At 41.6% G+C, this 20,288-nt stretch carries 17 protein-coding genes; all 17 read left to right on the forward strand.

Annotation, left to right across the window (positions count from 1 at the left end; translation table 11 throughout):
* The first annotated feature begins 392 nt into the window (after positions 1-392).
* The 17 genes from rpsB to accA all read left to right on the forward strand — a co-directional run bounded on the left by rpsB (position 393) and on the right by accA (position 20,161).
* Entirely contained in the window at positions 393-1,118 is a 726-nt protein-coding gene (gene rpsB, locus OOA_RS13860) for a 30S ribosomal protein S2 (protein WP_008912782.1), read from the forward strand.
* 144 nt (positions 1,119-1,262) lie between these two features.
* Positions 1,263-2,114: a translation elongation factor Ts gene (tsf, locus tag OOA_RS13865; RefSeq protein WP_008912783.1), complete on the forward strand. Its 852-nt coding sequence runs from the start codon at positions 1,263-1,265 to the stop codon at positions 2,112-2,114.
* Between the two features lie 298 nt (positions 2,115-2,412).
* Complete coding sequence (pyrH, locus tag OOA_RS13870) at positions 2,413-3,141, forward strand: UMP kinase (protein ID WP_008912784.1); 729 nt, start codon at positions 2,413-2,415, stop codon at positions 3,139-3,141.
* Positions 3,142-3,249: 108 nt separating this feature from the next.
* Entirely contained in the window at positions 3,250-3,807 is a 558-nt protein-coding gene (gene frr, locus OOA_RS13875) for a ribosome recycling factor (RefSeq protein WP_008912785.1), read from the forward strand.
* 247 nt (positions 3,808-4,054) lie between these two features.
* Positions 4,055-5,254 (forward strand): 1-deoxy-D-xylulose-5-phosphate reductoisomerase, encoded by a 1,200-nt coding sequence (ispC, locus tag OOA_RS13880; protein WP_008912786.1) that lies wholly within the window; start codon positions 4,055-4,057, stop codon positions 5,252-5,254.
* Between the two features lie 180 nt (positions 5,255-5,434).
* Positions 5,435-6,187, forward strand: a complete 753-nt coding sequence (uppS, locus tag OOA_RS13885; RefSeq protein WP_008912787.1) for a polyprenyl diphosphate synthase — start codon at positions 5,435-5,437, stop codon at positions 6,185-6,187.
* 12 nt (positions 6,188-6,199) lie between these two features.
* Positions 6,200-7,063 carry a phosphatidate cytidylyltransferase gene (cdsA, locus tag OOA_RS13890; RefSeq protein ID WP_008912788.1) on the forward strand — a complete coding sequence of 288 codons (864 nt, stop codon included), beginning with the start codon at positions 6,200-6,202 and terminating at the stop codon, positions 7,061-7,063.
* A gap of 11 nt (positions 7,064-7,074) precedes the next feature.
* A complete protein-coding gene (gene rseP, locus OOA_RS13895) occupies positions 7,075-8,430 on the forward strand; it encodes a sigma E protease regulator RseP (RefSeq protein WP_201764602.1) in 1,356 nt (451 codons plus the stop codon).
* 40 nt (positions 8,431-8,470) lie between these two features.
* On the forward strand, positions 8,471-10,885 hold the full coding sequence (gene bamA, locus OOA_RS13900; RefSeq protein WP_008912790.1) for an outer membrane protein assembly factor BamA: 2,415 nt from the start codon (positions 8,471-8,473) through the stop codon (positions 10,883-10,885).
* Positions 10,886-10,975: 90 nt separating this feature from the next.
* Positions 10,976-11,470 carry a molecular chaperone Skp gene (skp, locus tag OOA_RS13905; RefSeq protein WP_008912791.1) on the forward strand — a complete coding sequence of 165 codons (495 nt, stop codon included), beginning with the start codon at positions 10,976-10,978 and terminating at the stop codon, positions 11,468-11,470.
* Between the two features lie 3 nt (positions 11,471-11,473).
* Positions 11,474-12,511, forward strand: coding sequence for a UDP-3-O-(3-hydroxymyristoyl)glucosamine N-acyltransferase (gene lpxD / locus OOA_RS13910; protein WP_008912792.1), 1,038 nt, complete (start codon positions 11,474-11,476; stop codon positions 12,509-12,511).
* 131 nt (positions 12,512-12,642) lie between these two features.
* Entirely contained in the window at positions 12,643-13,095 is a 453-nt protein-coding gene (gene fabZ, locus OOA_RS13915; protein ID WP_008912793.1) for a 3-hydroxyacyl-ACP dehydratase FabZ, read from the forward strand.
* A gap of 1 nt (position 13,096) precedes the next feature.
* Positions 13,097-13,894 (forward strand): acyl-ACP--UDP-N-acetylglucosamine O-acyltransferase, encoded by a 798-nt coding sequence (gene lpxA, locus OOA_RS13920; protein WP_008912794.1) that lies wholly within the window; start codon positions 13,097-13,099, stop codon positions 13,892-13,894.
* A gap of 53 nt (positions 13,895-13,947) precedes the next feature.
* Positions 13,948-15,102, forward strand: a complete 1,155-nt coding sequence (gene lpxB / locus OOA_RS13925) for a lipid-A-disaccharide synthase (RefSeq protein ID WP_008912795.1) — start codon at positions 13,948-13,950, stop codon at positions 15,100-15,102.
* Entirely contained in the window at positions 15,102-15,701 is a 600-nt protein-coding gene (gene rnhB / locus OOA_RS13930; RefSeq protein ID WP_008912796.1) for a ribonuclease HII, read from the forward strand. The genes lpxB and rnhB overlap by 1 nt, the downstream gene beginning before the upstream one ends.
* Before the next feature lie 5 nt (positions 15,702-15,706).
* Positions 15,707-19,189 carry a DNA polymerase III subunit alpha gene (gene dnaE / locus OOA_RS13935; RefSeq protein WP_008912797.1) on the forward strand — a complete coding sequence of 1,161 codons (3,483 nt, stop codon included), beginning with the start codon at positions 15,707-15,709 and terminating at the stop codon, positions 19,187-19,189.
* A gap of 12 nt (positions 19,190-19,201) precedes the next feature.
* The gene (gene accA / locus OOA_RS13940) at positions 19,202-20,161 is read left to right on the forward strand and encodes an acetyl-CoA carboxylase carboxyl transferase subunit alpha (protein WP_008912798.1); all 960 of its coding nucleotides are present in this window, start codon (positions 19,202-19,204) and stop codon (positions 20,159-20,161) included.
* The last annotated feature ends 127 nt before the right edge of the window (positions 20,162-20,288 follow it).

The raw sequence follows: 20,288 nt of genomic DNA on the forward strand, positions 1-20,288 counted from the left end.
AGCACAAATTGCCAAAAAAGCATCTATTTACCTCACGAAAATGAGCAACTGAATACCGATAAAAAATAGAAATCGGTAGGCTTGATGATTCAATTACAGTTGGTTTTTTTGCTTTAAAAAAACAACAAAAGTTGGCTTATTAATCCGATTTATGGTATAAAGCGCGCCGGCAATCCATATTATTTCTTCTTCGTTAAATTGTTTTTGGTCTAATGTCAAAAACATGTTCGATTAGAATTATGGGTTAGCGTAAACTAAACTCAATTGTGTAATAACACACACGAATCGACACATATACCGGGGTGCTCTTATGCGTTTAGACGCAGCTTTAGAGTCGGTTTTATGGGATTCGTGGAGGCATAACCCCAATTACTTAAATACAGAGGTATTAAATGGCAACTGTTTCCATGCGCGATATGCTACAAGCGGGCGTACACTTTGGTCACCAGACTCGTTACTGGAACCCTAAAATGAAACCTTTCATTTTCGGCGCGCGTAACAAAGTACATATCATCAACCTGGAAAAGACTGTTCCACTGTTCAACGAAGCTTTAGCTGAGTTGACTAAAATTGCTTCTCGTAAAGGCAAGATTCTGTTTGTTGGTACTAAACGTGCAGCAAGCGAAGCCGTTCAAGAAGCTGCTAACAGCTGTGACCAGTATTTCGTTAACCACCGCTGGTTAGGCGGAATGTTGACTAACTGGAAAACCGTTCGTCAGTCAATTAAACGTCTAAAAGATCTGGAAATCCAATCTCAAGACGGTACTTTTGACAAACTGACCAAGAAAGAAGCGCTGATGCGTACTCGTGAACTTGGTAAGTTAGAAAACAGCTTAGGCGGTATCAAAGATATGGGCGGTTTACCTGACGCTCTGTTCGTTATCGATGCAGAACACGAACATATTGCTATCAAAGAAGCAAACAACTTGGGTATCCCAGTATTCGCTATCGTTGATACTAACTCTGATCCAGACGGTATCGACTTCGTTATCCCTGGTAACGACGACGCAATCCGTGCAATTAAACTGTATCTGGGCGCTGTAGCAACTACCGTTCGTGAAGGTCGTTCTCAGGATCTGGCTGTTCAAGCAGAAGAAAGCTTAGTAGAAGCTGAATAATAAGGCCTGCTCTGTAAGAGCCCTTATTAACCAGGTATTGCTATATATTGGTTAGAAGGGGGCCTCCGCGGCCCCTTTTATCAATCTGAATCAGAATTATCCACGTGGGGATCCTCCCACGAGGTATATCGAGGAATAAATCACATGTCTGGAATTACCGCTGCATTGGTAAAAGAACTGCGCGAACGTACTGGCGCAGGTATGATGGAATGTAAAAAAGCACTTGTTGAAGCTAATGGCGATATCGAATTAGCAATCGACAACATGCGTAAATCAGGTCAAGCTAAAGCTGCTAAAAAAGCAGGCCGCGTTGCTGCTGAAGGTGTTATTCTGGCAGAAGTTTTTGCTGATGGCAAAAGCGGTGCACTGATCGAACTGAACTGTGAAACTGACTTCGTTGCAAAAGATGCTGGTTTCTTAGCGTTTGGTAAAGATGTATTAGCTTCTGTTGTTGCTGATAAAAATGCAGACATCGAAGCGGTTAAAGCTAAGTTTGAAGAAGCTCGTACTGCTCTGGTTGCTAAAATCGGTGAGAACATCAATATTCGTCGCGTAGAAATTCTGGAAGGTCCACAAGTAGGTAGCTACTTGCACGGTGCTCGTATCGGTGTTCTCGTTGTTGGCGAAGGCGCAGACGAAGAACTACTGAAACACATTGCTATGCACGTAGCTGCAAGCAAGCCAGAGTACGTCTCTCCTGATGATGTACCAGCTGACGTTGTTGCTCACGAGCATCAAATCCAGTTAGACATCGCTATGCAGTCTGGTAAACCACGCGAAATCGCTGAAAAAATGGTTATCGGCCGTATGAATAAATTCACTGGCGAAATCTCTCTGACTGGCCAGCCTTTCGTTATGGACCCAAGCAAATCTGTTGGTGACCTATTGAAAGAGAAAAATGCTAAAATCACTAATTTCATCCGTTTTGAAGTTGGTGAAGGCATCGAAAAAGTTGAAACTGACTTTGCAGCAGAAGTTGCTGCAATGAGCAAATAAGTAGTCAGTTCTAAAAGAGCCGCCTTTTGGCGGCTCTGTTTTATACACGTCATGCTTTCAAGTTGCCATTGGCAGCACATGCAGGCAGAGCCTGCACCCCAGACCATAGAGTGACCTATATGACCACTGGGAGATACTCTTGCCATGTTCATGCAACCTGAACTATTTTGTGTATACTCACTGTTCCTTTATATTTAAAAATTGAATTATTAAAGGTACAGAATCTGTAGATGCGTGGAATTTTTAATCTTTTCGCGTGTATTATCCCCAATAAATTATCTGTGTAGGACAGAACACCATGGCAACCAATGCAAAACCTGTTTATCAACGTATTCTGCTTAAGCTCAGTGGTGAAGCCTTACAAGGCGCAGAAGGTTTTGGTATCGATGCTAGCGTTTTAGATCGTATGGCTCAGGAAATCAAAGAACTCATAGAACTGGGTATACAGGTCGGTGTCGTTATTGGCGGTGGTAACCTGTTTCGTGGTGCTGGTTTGGCACAAGCGGGTATGAACCGTGTGGTAGGTGACCATATGGGAATGCTAGCAACTGTAATGAACGGGCTCGCCATGCGTGATGCTTTGCATCGTGCTTATGTGAATGCAAGACTGATGTCTGCTATTCCACTCAATGGCGTATGTGACAACTATAGCTGGGCTGAGGCTATTAGCCTACTACGTCACGGTCGTGTTGTTATTTTTTCTGCGGGAACAGGTAATCCATTCTTTACAACAGACTCTGCCGCATGTTTGCGCGGTATTGAGATCGAAGCTGATATTGTATTGAAAGCAACCAAAGTTGATGGTGTTTATTCAGCAGATCCTGCAAAAAACCCAGATGCAGTGCTTTATGAAACACTTAATTACCAAGAAGTGCTTGAGCGTGAATTAAAAGTGATGGATTTGGCCGCATTTACGTTAGCTCGTGACCATAACTTGCCTATTCGTGTTTTCAATATGAATAAGCCAGGTGCTTTACGCCGTGTTGTAATGGGCGAAAATGAAGGAACTCTGATTTCTCACAATTAATACTCAGAGACACAACCTACGTTTAACTGTATCATCTAACGTAAATTCAGAAAATTTAAGCGAGGCTGCCTTGCGGCCTTTAATAACCAGTTCTTAAGGGTTGAAAACGTGATTAATGAAATCCAAAAAGATGCTCAAGACCGTATGGAAAAGAGCGTTGAAGCATTAAAAAACCAGATTAGCAAAGTTCGTACAGGTCGTGCTTCACCAAGTTTACTTGATGGTATCATGGTTGATTACTATGGTTCAGCAACACCTTTACGTCAATTGGCAAACGTCACTGTAGAAGACGTTCGAACTTTAGCTATTTCTGTATTTGATCGCTCAATGTCTCCTGCGATTGAAAAAGCAATCATGTCATCTGATTTGGGATTAAACCCATCATCAGCGGGTACGGTTATTCGTGTACCACTTCCAGCACTGACAGAAGAGCGTCGTAAAGACCTAATCAAAGTTGTGCGTGCAGAAGCAGAACATGGCCGTATAGCTGTTCGTAACGTACGTCGTGATGCTAACGATAAAGTTAAAGCGTTACTGAAAGATAAAGAAATTAGTGAAGATGATGAACGTCGTTCACAAGATGAAATCCAAAAAATGACTGATAGCTATATCAAGAAAGTTGATGAAGCATTAGCTAACAAAGAAACAGAATTGATGGATTTCTAATCCATTGAATCAATAAAACCATCTGGGTAAAAACCTTGATGGTTTTATATTTTAATAAGTATTTCAAGTTGTCGTTAGGCTACAAGTAAATGAGTTGCTAGGAGCATAGGTGGCTAGCGCGAATGAGTGAAGTCAACAATGCTGCGGCTTGAAGTATTATGAGTATATTCATATCTAATAAACATCCTTTCTATTCACTCAAGCTGATATAATCTCAGTATTGAATAAATACAGAGCATCCGCCACAATGAAACGTCTTACTATTCTGGGATCTACAGGTTCAATTGGTCAAAGTACACTTTCCGTTGTAAGAAATAATCCTGATAAATTTCAAATTATTGCACTAGTTGCAGGCAAAAATGTCACTGAACTAGCAAGTCAATGTCTTGAATTCCAACCCTTATATGCCTCAATGACTGATGAATCATCAGCACAAGCACTACGTGTTATTTTATCTGAGCATAACTGTAAAACAGACGTTTTATCTGGTCGAGAAGCTGCAATTCAATTGGCAGGATTAGATGACGTTGACCAAGTAATGTCTGCAATTACTGGGGTTGCAGGACTTCTCCCTACCTTAGCTGCTATCCGTAAAGGTAAAAGAATTTTATTAGCGAATAAAGAAGCATTGATTACCAGTGGTCGACTATTCTTTAATGCGATTCGTGAACATGGCGCAACTGTTTTCCCAATAGATAGCGAACACAATGCCATTTTTCAGAGTTTACCGGAAGTTATTCAATTAAATCTCGGTTTTGCTGATTTATCAGCATCAGGGATCTCTAGTATAATTTTGACTGGCTCTGGTGGTCCTTTTAGAGACACTCCTTTGTCACATTTCGATAATGTAACTCCTGATGAAGCGTGCAATCACCCTAACTGGTCGATGGGGCGTAAAATTTCAGTCGATTCTGCAACCATGATGAATAAGGGACTGGAGTATATCGAGGCGTGTTATTTCTTTAATGCAAATCAACAGCAAATGGAAGTGATCATACATCCTCAATCTGTTATCCATTCAATGGTTCGTTATAGAGATGGTAGTGTTATTGCTCAATTGGGTACGCCAGATATGTGCACACCGATTTCCTATAGCATGGCTTATCCTAAACGTATTTTTTCAGGTGTTGAAGCGCTAGACTTTACAAAACTATCATCATTAACATTTGTTCAACCTGATTATCAGCGTTACCCTTGTTTGAAACTAGCTATCGATGCATGTCATGAAGGGCAAGCTGCAACAACAGTGCTCAATGGGGCAAATGAAATTGCTGTGGACGCATTCCTTGACGGTAAAATTCGCTTTACTGACATCGCAAAAATTAACCTAAATACATTAGAAAAATTACATTTATCTGAACCAGTGTCTATTGATGAGGTCTTAGACATCGATAATCAGGCTCGTTGCGAAGCTGCACAACTAATCAAACATACATTTTCCGTGTAGTATGTGATTTATTTAGTTGCTGATAGGCATAATAACTCTTTAATATGTAATACATATAAAAACGAAAGATAATGTCAGTAGTTAGTCGAGAATTAAGGACGTATCTTATCAGTAATTTTAATAAGAACGGTTATCATTATGCTGAATTCTCAACGCTGTGCATACAAGGATTAATATTTAATGAACTCTAGAGGTGAAAGTCTCTCCAACTCAATGATACCAAAGCATGTTGCTATCATCATGGATGGCAATGGGCGTTGGGCAAAGCAGAGAGGAAAGCTGAGAATTACTGGGCACAAGGCTGGCGTTGAATCTGTGCGTAATGCAGTACGCTTTTCAGTGAAAAATAAAATTAGCTCACTGACATTGTATGCATTTAGTAGTGAAAATTGGAGAAGGCCTGAAAAAGAAGTGAGCTCTCTTATGGAGTTATTCGTTTTTGCACTGGATAACGAAGTAAAAAATTTACATAAAAATAATGTTAAATTGTTGGTTATTGGTGATATTGGTCGGTTTAGTGAGCGCCTTCAAAAACGAATCAAAAAAGCGGAAGAACTTACTGCGAACAATACAGGCTTGAGACTAAATATTGCAGCTAACTATGGTGGTCGTTGGGATATCGCTAATAGTATGAAGCAAATTTTTGAGCGAATAAAAAACGATGAACTCTCTATTGATGATATAAATGAAAATACAATCAATAATCATATTTGTATGCATAATCAAGAACATGTTGATTTGGTTATCAGAACAGGTGGTGAGCACCGCATTAGTAATTTTTTGTTATGGCAGATCGCTTATGCGGAACTTTATTTCACCAATGTACTGTGGCCAGATTTTGATGAAATGGTGTTTCAGAATGCAATTGATGCATTTACTCAACGCGAGCGACGTTATGGTGGGGCTGAGTCCGATGATGAGCTCGTTAAATAAAAGGGGTAATTTGTGCTGAAATATCGTTTAATTACTGCGATTGTTCTAATCCCATTAGTCATTGCAGCTCTTTTTTTACTTTCACCGGCAGCTTTCGGTTACGTCGTTATTGCTGTGTGTGCATTAGGTGCATGGGAGTGGGCTCAATTTGCAGGTTGGCATTGCCAAGCAAAGCGTATCGGGCTCGCGGTTGTATTTGCGATTGTATTATTGCTAATGCAGCTTTCTTTTTCAGATATAACAACACTTGCCAATGAGCCGATCATTTTATATGGCTTATGGGCCGGGCTTGCTTGGTGGGTTATTGCTATTTTATTAGTAGTGACGTTTCCTGAGTCAGCTAAAGTTTGGGGCAAGTCTGTCATCATACAAGTGCTATTTGGTGTGTTAACTATTATTCCTTTTTATTGCGGAATGATGGTACTGAGAACCATTGGTTACCATAGTGATACCTTCTTCGGCGCTTGGTGGCTACTGTATGTCATGTTGCTAGTGTGGGGAGCTGACTCAGGTGCTTATGCCTTTGGGCGAACACTAGGACGTCATAAAATGGCACCAAAAGTTTCACCGGGTAAAACTTGGGAAGGTCTTGTTGGCGGGTTGATTACCGCAGGTATCATCTCATGGTTATTTAGTTTATTCTCACCTATCCCAGTTATGCCTGATTATTTGCTAGTTACATCAATTATTGTTGTTGTAGTATCTGTATTTGGTGATTTGACTGAAAGTATGTTTAAACGGCAATCAGGTATTAAAGATAGCAGCCATTTAATTCCTGGGCACGGTGGAATTCTTGACCGAATTGATAGTCTAACAGCCGCAATACCTGTATTTGCTGGCCTGAATTTATTAATATTTAATGGCTTTGGTCTCTAGGATAGATATAAATAATGGGATTTTTCTGGAGTTTAGCGGCATTTATCATCGCCATTGGTGTGTTGATTACCGTACATGAATTTGGTCACTTCTGGGTTGCACGCCGCTGTGGTGTTTATGTTGAACGTTTTTCGATTGGTTTTGGGAAAACGTTATTGCGTAAAGTCGACCGTCAAGGTACTGAATTTGTTATTGCCATGATCCCATTAGGCGGTTATGTCAAAATGCTAGATGAACGGGTTGGAGATGTCAGTCCTGAACGTCGCCATCTGGCATTTAATAATAAAACTATTGGTCAGCGAGCGGCAATTATTAGTGCGGGCCCAATTGCGAACTTTTTACTTGCGATTGTTGTCTACTGGGTTGTATTCATGATAGGCCTGCCATCTGTGCGCCCTATCGTTGAAGATGTACAGCCCAATTCCATTGCTGCTACGGCAAATATTTTGCCTGGAATGGAACTAAAATCGATTGATGGTATCGAAACGCCTGATTGGAATTCAATTCGCTTAGCATTAGTGGGTAAAATTGGCGACCGTGAATTGACTGCTGAAGTACTCCCAGAAGGGTTTAATGAACCAGTCACTAAAACTATCGATTTGAGTACATGGGCATTTGATCCTGAAAAACAGGATCCTATTCTCTCTATGGGCATCATGCCTGTTTCGGCAAGGATAGATCCTGTCATATCAAAAGTCTCACCGGGGCTTGCGGGTGAACGAGCTGGTTTACAGCCGGGCGATAGAATTGTCGGTGTTAATGGAAATGCCATAGATCTATGGACACCTGTAACGCGGTTTATTCGTAATAGTCCGAATGAACCTTTGAAATTAGATGTCGAAAGAAATAAGCAAATTATCTCTCTCACACTAACACCTGATAGCCAAAATGGAGCGGGTGGGGAAAAAATTGGATTTGCGGGAGTTGAACTATCAGTGTTACCGTTAGCAGATGAATATAGAATGTTGCAGCAATATGGGCCATTCGATGCATTCTTCCAAGCTAGCGATAAAACTTGGCAGTTAATGAAACTGACTGTGAATATGATGGGTAAATTGGTTGTTGGGGATGTCAAACTTAACAACTTGAGTGGACCGATCTCTATCGCTAAAGGTGCGGGGGTATCGGCAGAATCAGGCTTGGTATATTATTTGATGTTCATTGCGCTGATAAGCGTGAATTTGGGCATTATCAATTTGTTTCCATTGCCTGTATTAGATGGTGGGCATTTGCTCTTCTTATTAATTGAAAAAATTAAAGGAAGTCCAGTGTCTGAGCGTGTACAAGACTTTAGTTATCGGATAGGTGCAATGGCATTGATTCTGTTAATGGGACTTGCACTTTTTAATGATTTCTCTCGCTTCTAATAAGAAAGCTGGGGACCAGTAAGGAATACGCATAACAACGATGGCGATGAAAAAGTTGCTCATAGCGTCGCTGCTACTCGGCAGCGCCACTGCATACGGTTCAGACGGATTCGTAGTTAAAGACATTCGTTTCGAAGGTCTACAACGCGTCGCCGTTGGTGCAGCATTATTGAACATGCCTGTCAGGGTAGGTGATTCGATTGATAACGAAGATATTAGCCGTTCAATTCGTTCCCTATTCTCCACCGGTAACTTCGAAGATGTTAGGGTCCTGCGTGATGGAAATACGCTGATCGTTCAAGTTAAAGAGCGACCAACCATTGCGAGTATCACCTTTACAGGTAACAAATCTGTAAAAGATGATATGCTCAAACAGAACTTGGAAGCATCCAACATCCGTGTTGGTGAAGCCCTTGACCGCACGACAATAGCTAACATTGAGAAAGGTCTAGAAGATTTTTACTACAGCGTTGGTAAGTACAATGCAACAGTAAAAGCGGTTGCTACGCCACTACCACGTAATCGTGTTGATTTAAAATTTGTGTTCTCTGAAGGCGTATCTGCAAAAATTCAGCAGATAAACGTCGTCGGTAACAAAAAATACACGACAGCGGAACTGGTTAATAAACTCCAGTTACGCGATGATGTGCCATGGTGGAACTTAGCTGCAGACCAAAAATATCAAAAACAAAAACTGGCTGGTGACTTAGAAATCCTTCGTAGCTTCTATCTTGACCGTGGTTATGCTCGTTTTAACATTGATTCCACTCAGGTAAGCTTGACGCCAGACAAAAAAGATATCTACATTACGATTAACGTCACAGAAGGTGATCAATATAAGATCTCCGGTGTTGAGGTAAATGGTAATACAGCAGATCATCTGACTGAAATTCAAGAGCTCATTACTATCACGCCTGGTGAACTGTACAACGGTGCACAGGTAACGAGTATGGAAAACAAAATTAAGGATCTTCTCGGTCGTTATGGTTATGCCTACCCACGTGTAATGACTCAACCAGAAATTAACGATGAAGATAAAACTGTTAAACTGCATGTCAATATCGATGCAGGTAACCGTTTTTATGTTCGCCAAATTCGTTTCCAAGGGAATGACACGAGTAAAGATACTGTTCTACGACGTGAAATGCGTCAGATGGAAGGTGCTTGGCTAGGGAATGATCTTGTTGAATTAGGTAAAGAACGTCTTAATCGTACAGGATTCTTCGAAACGGTTGATGTAGAAACTCAACGTATACCGGGTAGCCCAGACCAAGTTGATGTAATTTACAAAGTTAAAGAACGTAATACAGGTTCTATGAACTTTGGTGTCGGCTTTGGTACCGAAAGTGGTGTTAGTTTCCAAGTAGGTGTAACACAAGATAACTGGCTGGGAACTGGTAATGCCGTTGGGATCAGCGCAAGTAAGAATGACTACTCGACTAACGTTGAAATGTCATTTACTGATCCATACTTTACCGTTAATGGTGTTAGCTTAGGTGGTCGTATTTTCTTCAACGATTTCCGAGCGAAAGATGCTGACCTATCGGGCTATACGAATAAAACTTATGGTTTAGATAGCTTCTTAAGCTTCCCATTCAATGAGAATAACTCATTCCGTATCGGTGCGGGTTATGTTCATAACTCATTGTCTGATATGCGTCCTCAAGCTGCAATGTGGGAATACCTCAATTCAATGGGGAGTTACCCACCTATTAATGCAGATGGTCGCAATAAAGAGAAGTTTGATGCGGATGACTTTACACTGAACTTAGGTTGGACTTATAACTCCTTAGACCGTGGTTTCTTCCCGACATCGGGTAACAAAACAAGCCTCTCAGGTAAAGTCACTGTTCCAGGTTCGGATAACGAATACTACAAACTGCGGTTTGATACTGCTCAATACTATCCAATTAATGAAGATGCTACTTGGGTTGTTCTTGGGCGTGCTCAAGCAGGATTCGGTGATGGTCTTGGTGGTAAGCAAATGCCATTCTACGAAAACTTCTATGCGGGTGGGTCTAGCACACTACGTGGTTTCCGTTCAAATAATATCGGACCAAAAGCTGTTTATTTGAGAGATGTGAATGGAAAAATAGGACCTGAACCGGGTAGTCCGTCAAGTGATGCAGTAGGTGGTAATGCAATGTACGTAGCTACATTTGAGCTGATTACACCAACACCGTTCATTGATGAGAAATATTCGAATACTGTACGTACCTCGTTATTTGTTGATGCAGGTACTGTGTGGGATACCAACTGGAATAATATTAAACCTAATTTACGTCAGGGCATGCCTGACTATGGTAAAGCAACGAATGTCCGAGCATCCGCCGGTATTGCCTTACAGTGGATATCGCCACTTGGACCTCTGGTCTTCTCCTATGCGCAACCTATTAAAGATTACGAAGGCGATAAATCAGAACAGTTCCAATTCAATATTGGTAAAACATGGTAATCTAGACCATGTCTACCGAAGGAAAGCCCTTACAAATAATGTAAGGGTTTCCAAAATTTCCAGCCATAAATATGGGTTAAGGAGTTTCGTGTGAAAAAATTGTTGTGTGCGGCAGGTGTGAGTTTGGCTTTAGCTATGTCTGCAGGTGCTTATGCAGATAAAATTGCTGTAGTAAACGTTGGTGAAATTTTCCAGAATATGCCTGCACGTGAAACTGTAGCTAAGCAGCTTGAGAATGAATTCAAAAGCCGTGCGACAGAATTGCAGAACATGGAAAAAGATTTACAGTCGCGCGTAGAAACATTACGCCGTGATGCTGCAACAATGAAGCAAAGCGATCGTGAAAAAGCAGAAAAAGAGCTGATGACTAAGCGTGATCAGTTTGCAGAAAAAGCGCAGAAATTTGAAGAAGATAACCGTCGTCGTCAATCTGAAGAGCGCAATAAAATTCTAAGTCGTATTCAGGATTCTATTAAATCTGTTGCAGCCAAAGAAGGCTATGATGTTGTTATTGATGCAAATGCAGTGGCTTATGCAAAAGATAGCGTGGACATCACCAGTCAGGTTCAAAAACAGGTTAAATAATAGATGCCTTCAATTCGATTGGCTGACCTTGCTCAGCAGTTGAATGCACAGTTACACGGTGATGGCGATATCGTCATCACCGGTATTGCTCCGATGTATTCAGCTAATAATCAACAAATTACATTTTTGTCTGATAGCCGCTATAGTGACAAATTAGCGGAGTGTCAGGCTGCTGCCGTTGTATTGACAGCGAAAGATCTCGATGCTTGTAAGGTTGCAGCGCTTATTGTTGATAATCCTTATCTTGCTTATGCTCGAATGGCTCAAATTTTGGATACAACGCCAAGCCCGGCTGAAAATATCCATGCTTCGGCTGTCATTGCGAGTGATGCAATCATGGGTAAAAATGTCGCTATTGGTGCTAACGCTGTTATCGAAAATGGTGTTGTTCTTGGTGATAATGTCGTGATTGGTGCTGGTTGTTTTGTTGGCAAAAATACACGCATTGGTGCGGGTAGTCGCTTATGGGCAAATGTCAGCGTTTACCATAATATTGAAATTGGTGAGCAATGCTTAATCCAGTCAGGAACCGTCATCGGTTCTGATGGTTTTGGCTACGCTAATGATCGAGGAAATTGGATCAAAATACCTCAACTTGGTACGGTTATTATTGGCGACCGTGTTGAAATTGGTGCTTGTACGACAATTGACCGCGGAGCATTAGATAACACAGTTATTGGTCATGGCGTCATTATTGATAACCAATGTCAGATCGCGCACAATGTAACTATCGGCGATAATACTGCTGTTGCAGGTGGTGTTATTATGGCGGGTAGCTTAAAAATTGGGCGTTATTGTATGATTGGCGGTGCTAGTGTCATTAACGGTCACATGGAAATCTGCGATAAAGTGACTGTCACGGGTATGGGAATGGTAATGAGACCAATCACAGAACCTGGTGTATACTCTTCGGGTATTCCGTTACAGCCTAATAAAGTTTGGCGTAAAACAGCAGCTTTAGTCTTGAATATCAATGAGATAAACAAGCGTTTAAAGGCTGTTGAGCGTGAATTAGATAGTCAAACTCAAAAAAAACAGTAATCATTTTGTAATTCAGGTTAAAATAACTAACTGAGTTACCTTTTTCCGGCCTGCCAGTTAACCAATTATAAATGGTTAAAGCGGGCCGATTCGTTAATTAAATTGTATTAATAGACAGGAAGAGTATTTCGATGAGTGATAATCATACTCTGAATATAGAAGAAATTTTAGAGCTGCTTCCGCACCGTTATCCGTTTCTTTTGGTTGACCGTGTTTTGGATTTCGAAAAAGGCAAATCCTTACGTGCAGTAAAAAATGTTTCATTTAATGAACCCTTTTTTCAAGGTCACTTCCCGGGCAAGCCAATTTTCCCAGGTGTTCTTATTCTAGAAGCAATGGCTCAAGCAACGGGCATTCTTGCGTTTAAAAGCACGGGTAAATTAGAACCGGGTGAATTGTACTATTTTGCAGCGATTGATAACGCTCGCTTTAAACGTCCAGTTTTACCTGGAGATCAAATGATCTTGGAAGTAGAGTTTATTAAAGAACGCCGTGGTGTTGCACGTTTTAAAGGTGTTGCAAAAGTTGATGGAGAAGTGGCCTGCGAAGCAGAAATGATGTGTGCCCGTCGCCGTGAGGTCTGATATGATTGATAAAACAGCCTGTATTCATCCCTCATCTATTGTTGAAGATGGAGCTAGTATTGGTGCCAATGTTCGTATTGGCCCTTTTTGTTACATTGGTGCTAACGTTGAAATAGGCGAAGGCACCGAGCTCAAATCTCACATTGTCATTAATGGGCATACAAAAATTGGCCGTGATAATGTGATCTTTCAGTTTGCTTCGATTGGTGAAATCAACCAAGACCTAAAATATCAAGGTGAGCCAACGCGCGTTGAAGTTGGTGATAGAAACCGTATTAGAGAAAGTGTCACGATTCATCGTGGCACGACTCAAGGGGGTTGTTTAACTAAAGTTGGTGATGATAACCTACTCATGGTTAATGCGCATATTGCGCATGACTGTATTATTGGTAATCGTTGCATCATTGCAAATAACGGTACACTGGGTGGGCATGTCTCGCTTGGTGATTTTGCAATCATCGGTGGAATGACGGCTGTTCATCAATTTTGTCAGATTGGTGCCCATGTTATGGTTGGCGGTTGCTCTGGTGTTGCACAAGATGTTCCACCTTATGTTATCGCACAAGGCAACCATGCAACGCCTTATGGCTTGAATATTGAAGGCTTAAAACGTCGTGGTTTTGATAAAGAATCTCTGCATGCTATTCGTAATGCCTATAAAATACTTTATCGTTCAGGCAAACCATTAGAAGAAGCTCGTAGTGAAATTGCTGTACTTGCACAAACGAACCCGCATGTGAAAGTGTTTAGTGATTTTCTTGAGAATGCAGCTGAATCTAACCGTGGTATTATTCGTTAATCCCGCATTGGTCGGGTATTAACGAAGTCAGGGCCTTTATTAAGGAGCGAATTTTGGCGAATGATAACCGCCCACTTACTATTGGCCTTGTTGCTGGGGAAACGTCTGGCGATATACTTGGAGCAGGGCTAATTCGAGCACTCAAAGAGCAAGTCCCTAATGCACGCTTTGTTGGCATTGCTGGGCCATTAATGCAAGCTGAAGGTTGTGAAGCTTGGTATGAAATGGAAGAGTTAGCCGTGATGGGAATCGTCGAGGTATTGGGTCGGCTTCCTCGGTTACTCTCAATTCGCAAGGATCTTACTCAACGTTTTACTCAATTACAGCCCGATATTTTTGTGGGCATTGATGCGCCTGATTTTAATATTACCTTAGAAGGGCGATTAAAATCGAAAGGCATCAAGACTATTCATTACGTCAGTCCCTCTGTATGGGCATGGCGACAAAAACGCGTATTTAAAATTGGACGAGCAACTAACTTGGTGCTTGCCTTTTTGCCATTTGAAAAAGCCTTCTATGACCGTTTTAATGTGCCTTGTCGCTTTATTGGGCATACAATGGCTGATGCGATCCCGCTTTGTGTTGATAAACAAGCTGCAAGACAGCGCCTCGGTATACCCGAACATGTTAAATGCTTAGCTATTTTACCGGGAAGTCGCCATTCAGAAGTAGAAATGTTGAGTGCTGACTTTTTGAAAACAGCCAAAATTTTACATCAAAAATTTGCTGATATTCATCTTGTGGTTCCGCTCGTCAATCAAAAAAGGCGTGAGCAATTTGAACTTATTCGGCAGGAAATTGCTCCTGAATTAACGGTTCATATGTTAGATGGACAGGCTCGAGATGCGATGATTTCAGCTGATGCAACATTATTGGCATCTGGGACGGCTGCACTGGAATGTATGCTAGCAAAATGTCCTATGGTCGTCGGCTATCGGATGAAACCATTCACTTTTTGGTTAGCAAAACGGTTAGTGAAAACACCTTATGTTTCGTTACCAAATTTGTTAGCAGAAAAAGAAATAGTCAAAGAGCTACTACAAGAAGAGTGTCAACCTGAACTATTAGCTCAGGAGTTAATGCCACTTTTAGAGGGTGGGGAGCAGGTTGATAAACTCAAAGACACATTTTTACAGCTTCATCAACTGATACGCTGTGATGCAGATAAACAAGCGGCTGATGCTGTTTTGAATTTGGTTAGAAACTAATGGATTTTATATACCCAAAAGCCAACTTGATAGCTGGTGTTGATGAAGTAGGGCGTGGTCCCTTGGTGGGAGCAGTTGTCACCGCTGCGGTTATACTGGATCCTAAAAACCCGATTAGCGGGTTAGCAGACTCAAAAAAACTAACAGAAAAAAAACGCGAAAAATTGTTTATTGAGATTCAAGAAAAAGCACTATGTTGGTTTATTGGGCGAGCTGAGCCCGAAGAAATTGATGAAATTAATATTCTGCATGCCACGATGCTCGCTATGCAGCGTGCTGTTGCAGGTTTAAGTATTACACCTGACTTTGTGTTAATAGATGGCAATCGCTGCCCAATATTATCAATGCCATCACAAGCAGTTGTGAAGGGCGATAGTTTGGTTCAAGAAATTAGTGCGGCCTCTATTTTGGCTAAAGTGATTAGAGATAGAGAAATGGTTGAGCTTGATAAAGCTTATCCAGAATATGGTTTTGCAAAACATAAAGGCTACCCAACGCCTTACCATTTAGAAAAACTCGCGCAATTTGGGGCAACTGAATTTCATCGCAAGAGTTTTGCGCCAGTGCGTCGAGCACTAGAAGCGAAAGGTCGAGTATAAATTAAATGGCTGAACCTCGTTTTATTCACTTACGCGTTCATAGCGACTATTCGATGATTGATGGCTTGGCAAAAACAGGTCCATTGGTTAAGAAAGTAGCCGCAATGGGCATGCCTGCATTTGCCATTACGGATTTTACCAATCTTTGTGGATTGGTGAAGTTTTATGGTGCGGCGCATGGTGCGGGTATCAAACCAATTATTGGTGCTGATTTTTTTGTTGAAAGTGAGCAACTTGGTGATGAAATTGCACATTTAACTGTGCTTGCTCGTAACAATGAAGGCTACCAAAATCTTACGTTATTAATATCAGAAGCGTACCAAAAAGGTTATGGCGCAATAGGCCCAACAATTCAGCGCGATTGGTTAATTAAACACAAAGAAGGTTTAATTTTGCTTTCTGGTGGGCGTCAAGGTGATGTTGGTCAATTCCTGCTACGTGGTAATCAGGCACTTGTTGATGAGTGCTTACGCTTCTATGAAACGCATTTCCCCGGTTGTTACTATTTAGAACTTATTCGTACAGGGCGACCAGATGAAGAGAGTTATCTTCATGCTGCGATAGAACTTGCAACACTAAGGGGTTTACCCGTTGTTGCAACTAATGAAGTGTGCTTTTTAGAAACTGGCGATTTTGATGCACATGAAATTAGGGTTGCTATCCACGATGGTTTTACGTTATCGGATCCGAAAAGACCGAAAAAATATAGCCCTCAGCAATACTTACGAACTGAAGAAGAGATGTGCGAGCTATTTGCCGACATCCCTGAAGCTTTAGAAAACAGTGTAGAGATTGCTAAGCGTTGTAATGTGACCATTCGTCTTGGTGAGTATTTTCTTCCCCAATTCCCAACAGGGGATATGAAAACTGAAGATTTCTTAGTTTTACGATCAAAAGAAGGACTAGAAGAGCGGCTTGAATTTTTGTTCCCAGATGAAAAAGTGAGAGCAGAAAAGCGCCCTGAATACGATGAACGTTTGGAAATTGAGCTTAACGTTATCAACCAGATGGGTTTTCCGGGCTACTTTTTGATCGTAATGGAATTTATTCAGTGGTCGAAAGATAATGGCGTGCCGGTAGGCCCAGGCCGAGGATCAGGCGCCGGCTCTCTTGTGGCTTATGCGCTAAAAATTACGGATTTGGATCCATTAGAGTTCGATCTGCTCTTTGAGCGATTCCTCAACCCTGAACGTGTTTCTATGCCGGATTTTGACGTCGATTTTTGTATGGAAAAACGCGATCAGGTTATTGATCACGTCGCGCAAATGTATGGCCGAGATGCAGTATCTCAGATTATTACTTTTGGTACGATGGCCGCTAAAGCAGTTATTCGAGATGTCGGTCGTGTTCTTGGCCATCCTTATGGTTTTGTTGACAGAATTTCTAAACTAGTTCCGCCTGACCCGGGGATGACTCTAGATAAAGCATTTGAAGCAGAGCCACAACTTCCTGAAGTCTATGAAGCGGACGAGGAAGTTAAAGCACTGATTGATATGGCGCGTAAACTCGAAGGTGTCACGCGTAACGCTGGTAAGCATGCGGGTGGGGTGGTTATCGCTCCAACAAAAATTACCGATTTTGCCCCGCTATATTGTGATGCCGAAGGTAAAAACCCGGTTACTCAATTTGATAAAAACGATGTTGAATATGCAGGGTTAGTCAAATTTGACTTCTTAGGGTTACGTACTCTAACAATTATCAATTGGGCATTAGAGATGATTAATGCTCGACGCAGCAAGAAAAATCTTGAGCCAATTGATATTGCAACAATTCCTTTGCAAGATACAAAAAGTTTCGACATGTTGCAACGCTCCGAAACAACGGCAGTATTCCAGCTTGAATCTCGGGGAATGAAGGACCTGATTAAACGGCTTCGCCCTGACTGTTTCGAAGATATGATAGCCTTGGTAGCACTATTCCGACCGGGGCCTCTACAATCAGGAATGGTAGATAACTTTATTGACCGTAAGCACGGGCGTGAAGAGCTCTCCTACCCAGATGTACAATGGCAGCATGAATCATTAAAGCCTGTATTGGAGCCGACATACGGCATTATCTTATACCAAGAACAGGTTATGCAGATTGCTCAGGTACTTGCCGGTTATACCTTAGGTGGCGCAGACATGTTGCGTCGTGCTATGGGGAAAAAGAAACCGGAAGAGATGGCGAAACAACGCTCCGTTTTTGAAGAAGGTTCAATCAATAACGGGGTTGATGGCGAGCTGTCGATGAAAATCTTTGACTTGGTAGAGAAATTTGCCGGTTATGGTTTTAACAAATCTCACTCAGCTGCTTATGCATTAGTGTCCTATCAAACTTTATGGCTGAAGGCACATTATCCTGCGGAGTTTATGGCAGCAGTAATGACAGCAGACATGGATAATACCGAGAAGGTTGTTGGTCTTGTCGATGAATGCTGGAGGATGGGATTAAAAGTTTTACCGCCAGATATTAATAGCGGGCTGTATCATTTTCACGTCAATGATGAAGGTGAAATCGTTTACGGAATTGGTGCAATCAAAGGTGTTGGTGAAGGTCCTATCGAAGCAATTATTGAAGCGCGCCAAAAAGGCGGGATCTTTAAAGAGATATTCGATCTTTGTGCTCGTGTCGATATAAAAAAAATTAACCGTCGTGTGATGGAAAAACTGATCATGGCGGGTGCGTTTGATCACTTAGGCCCACACCGTGCGGCGTTAATGTCTTCGCTTGAAGATGCACTTAAAGCTGCTGATCAACATGCAAAAGCTGAAGCGATCGGGCAATCTGATATGTTCGGAGTGCTTGCTGATGCACCAGAACAAGTTGAGAGCTCTTATGCGAGTGTTCCCAAATGGCCAGAACAAGTCGTTTTGGATGGTGAAAGGGAAACATTAGGGCTTTATTTGACTGGGCACCCAATAACTCGCTACTTAAGTGAGATTGAACGCTATACAAATGGCTTGAGGTTGAAAGATGTGAACCCGACCCCTCGTGGTCAGATGACAACTGTGGTAGGTTTAGTACTTTCATCCAAAGTCATTACAACAAAGCGTGGAAACCGAATTGGTATCTGTACGCTTGATGATCGTTCCGGTCGTCTGGATATTATGCTATTTTCAGATGCACTAGATAAATACCAGCATTTGCTGGAAAAAGACAGTATCCTGATTGCCACCGGTCAGGTCAGCTTTGATGATTTTAACGGCGGTAATAAAATGACAGTGCGTGAGTTAATGGATATTAGTGAAGCAAGGGAAAAATATGCACGAGGACTTGCAATTTCACTGTCAGATAGACAAATTAACGATCAATTACTGAACCGACTTCGCAGCACTCTTGAACCCCATCGTTCAGGAACGATACCGGTTCATTTGTATTATCAGAAGGAAGATGCCAGAGCCAAGCTTAAATTTGGCGTTGTTTGGCGTGTAACACCCGTTGATGCCCTTCTGAATTCTCTGCGAGCTCTGCTTGGTAATGAGCAGGTAGAATTAGAATTTGACTAAAATAGGAATATTATGAGTCTGGATTTTCTTGATTTTGAACAGCCAATTGCTGAATTGGAAGCGAAAATTGATTCGCTGACTGCAGTTAGCCGTCAAGACAACAATTTAGAAGTCAACCTAGATGAAGAGGTTGCTCGTTTACGTGAAAAAAGTGTTGAACTGACGCGCAAAATTTTCTCTGATCTGGGAGCTTGGCAAATTGCTAAACTCGCACGTCATCCACGCCGCCCTTATACACTAGACTATATCCCTCGTATATTTACTGATTTTCAGGAATTAGCGGGTGATCGTGCTTATGCCGATGATAAAGCGATAGTAGGCGGAATAGCCCGTTTAGATGGTCAACCCGTCATGATCATCGGTCACCAAAAAGGGCGTGAAACAAAAGAAAAAATCCGCCGTAATTTTGGTATGCCTGCACCTGAAGGTTACCGTAAAGCATTACGCTTGATGGAATTGGCAGAGCGCTTTAACTTACCTATTATCACTTTCATTGATACTCCAGGTGCTTATCCTGGTGTTGGCGCTGAAGAGCGTGGCCAATCAGAAGCTATCGCTCGTAACTTGCGTGAAATGTCTCGTTTATCAGTACCTGTTATTTGTACTGTGATTGGTGAAGGTGGTTCAGGTGGTGCATTAGCGATTGGAGTGGGTGATAAAGTGAATATGCTGCAATACAGCACCTATTCTGTTATTTCTCCTGAAGGTTGTGCATCTATTTTGTGGAAAAGTGCTGATAAAGCGCCATTAGCCGCGGAAGCTATGGGGATCACTGCGCCTCGTCTCAAAGAACTAAAATTAATTGATAATGTTGTTTCAGAGCCTTTAGGTGGTGCGCATCGTAATTATGATCAAATCGCCGAGTCTTTGAAAGCGCGTATCAAAGAAGATTTAGACGAATTGATAGAGCTTGATGATGAAGCACTGAAAAATCGTCGTTATCAACGATTAATGAGCTATGGTTATTGCTAATATTTAATCAATAATTCATTTAAAAACGGGAGTTTGGTTTTACCAGCTCCCGTTTTTTTATTATTCGTTATCATTGAGTTGTGTTATTTGACGACTTAAAATAAATAATAATAAATGTCAATTATAT

The organism is Providencia burhodogranariea DSM 19968, from assembly GCF_000314855.2.
GTDB classification, from domain to species: Bacteria; Pseudomonadota; Gammaproteobacteria; order Enterobacterales; family Enterobacteriaceae; genus Providencia; species Providencia burhodogranariea.

What these genes read in the sequence shown, in the direction of transcription:
- tsf (WP_008912783.1), top strand. Translation starts at nt 1,263, where the DNA reads ATGTCTGGAATTACCGCTGCATTGGTAAAAGAACTGCGCGAACGTACT.
- rpsB (WP_008912782.1), top strand. Translation starts at nt 393, where the DNA reads ATGGCAACTGTTTCCATGCGCGATATGCTACAAGCGGGCGTACACTTT.
- ispC (WP_008912786.1), top strand. Translation starts at nt 4,055, where the DNA reads ATGAAACGTCTTACTATTCTGGGATCTACAGGTTCAATTGGTCAAAGT.
- accA (WP_008912798.1), top strand. Translation starts at nt 19,202, where the DNA reads ATGAGTCTGGATTTTCTTGATTTTGAACAGCCAATTGCTGAATTGGAA.
- rnhB (WP_008912796.1), top strand. Translation starts at nt 15,102, where the DNA reads ATGGATTTTATATACCCAAAAGCCAACTTGATAGCTGGTGTTGATGAA.
- lpxA (WP_008912794.1), top strand. Translation starts at nt 13,097, where the DNA reads ATGATTGATAAAACAGCCTGTATTCATCCCTCATCTATTGTTGAAGAT.
- dnaE (WP_008912797.1), top strand. Translation starts at nt 15,707, where the DNA reads ATGGCTGAACCTCGTTTTATTCACTTACGCGTTCATAGCGACTATTCG.
- fabZ (WP_008912793.1), top strand. Translation starts at nt 12,643, where the DNA reads ATGAGTGATAATCATACTCTGAATATAGAAGAAATTTTAGAGCTGCTT.
- uppS (WP_008912787.1), top strand. Translation starts at nt 5,435, where the DNA reads ATGAACTCTAGAGGTGAAAGTCTCTCCAACTCAATGATACCAAAGCAT.
- bamA (WP_008912790.1), top strand. Translation starts at nt 8,471, where the DNA reads ATGGCGATGAAAAAGTTGCTCATAGCGTCGCTGCTACTCGGCAGCGCC.
- pyrH (WP_008912784.1), top strand. Translation starts at nt 2,413, where the DNA reads ATGGCAACCAATGCAAAACCTGTTTATCAACGTATTCTGCTTAAGCTC.
- lpxD (WP_008912792.1), top strand. Translation starts at nt 11,474, where the DNA reads ATGCCTTCAATTCGATTGGCTGACCTTGCTCAGCAGTTGAATGCACAG.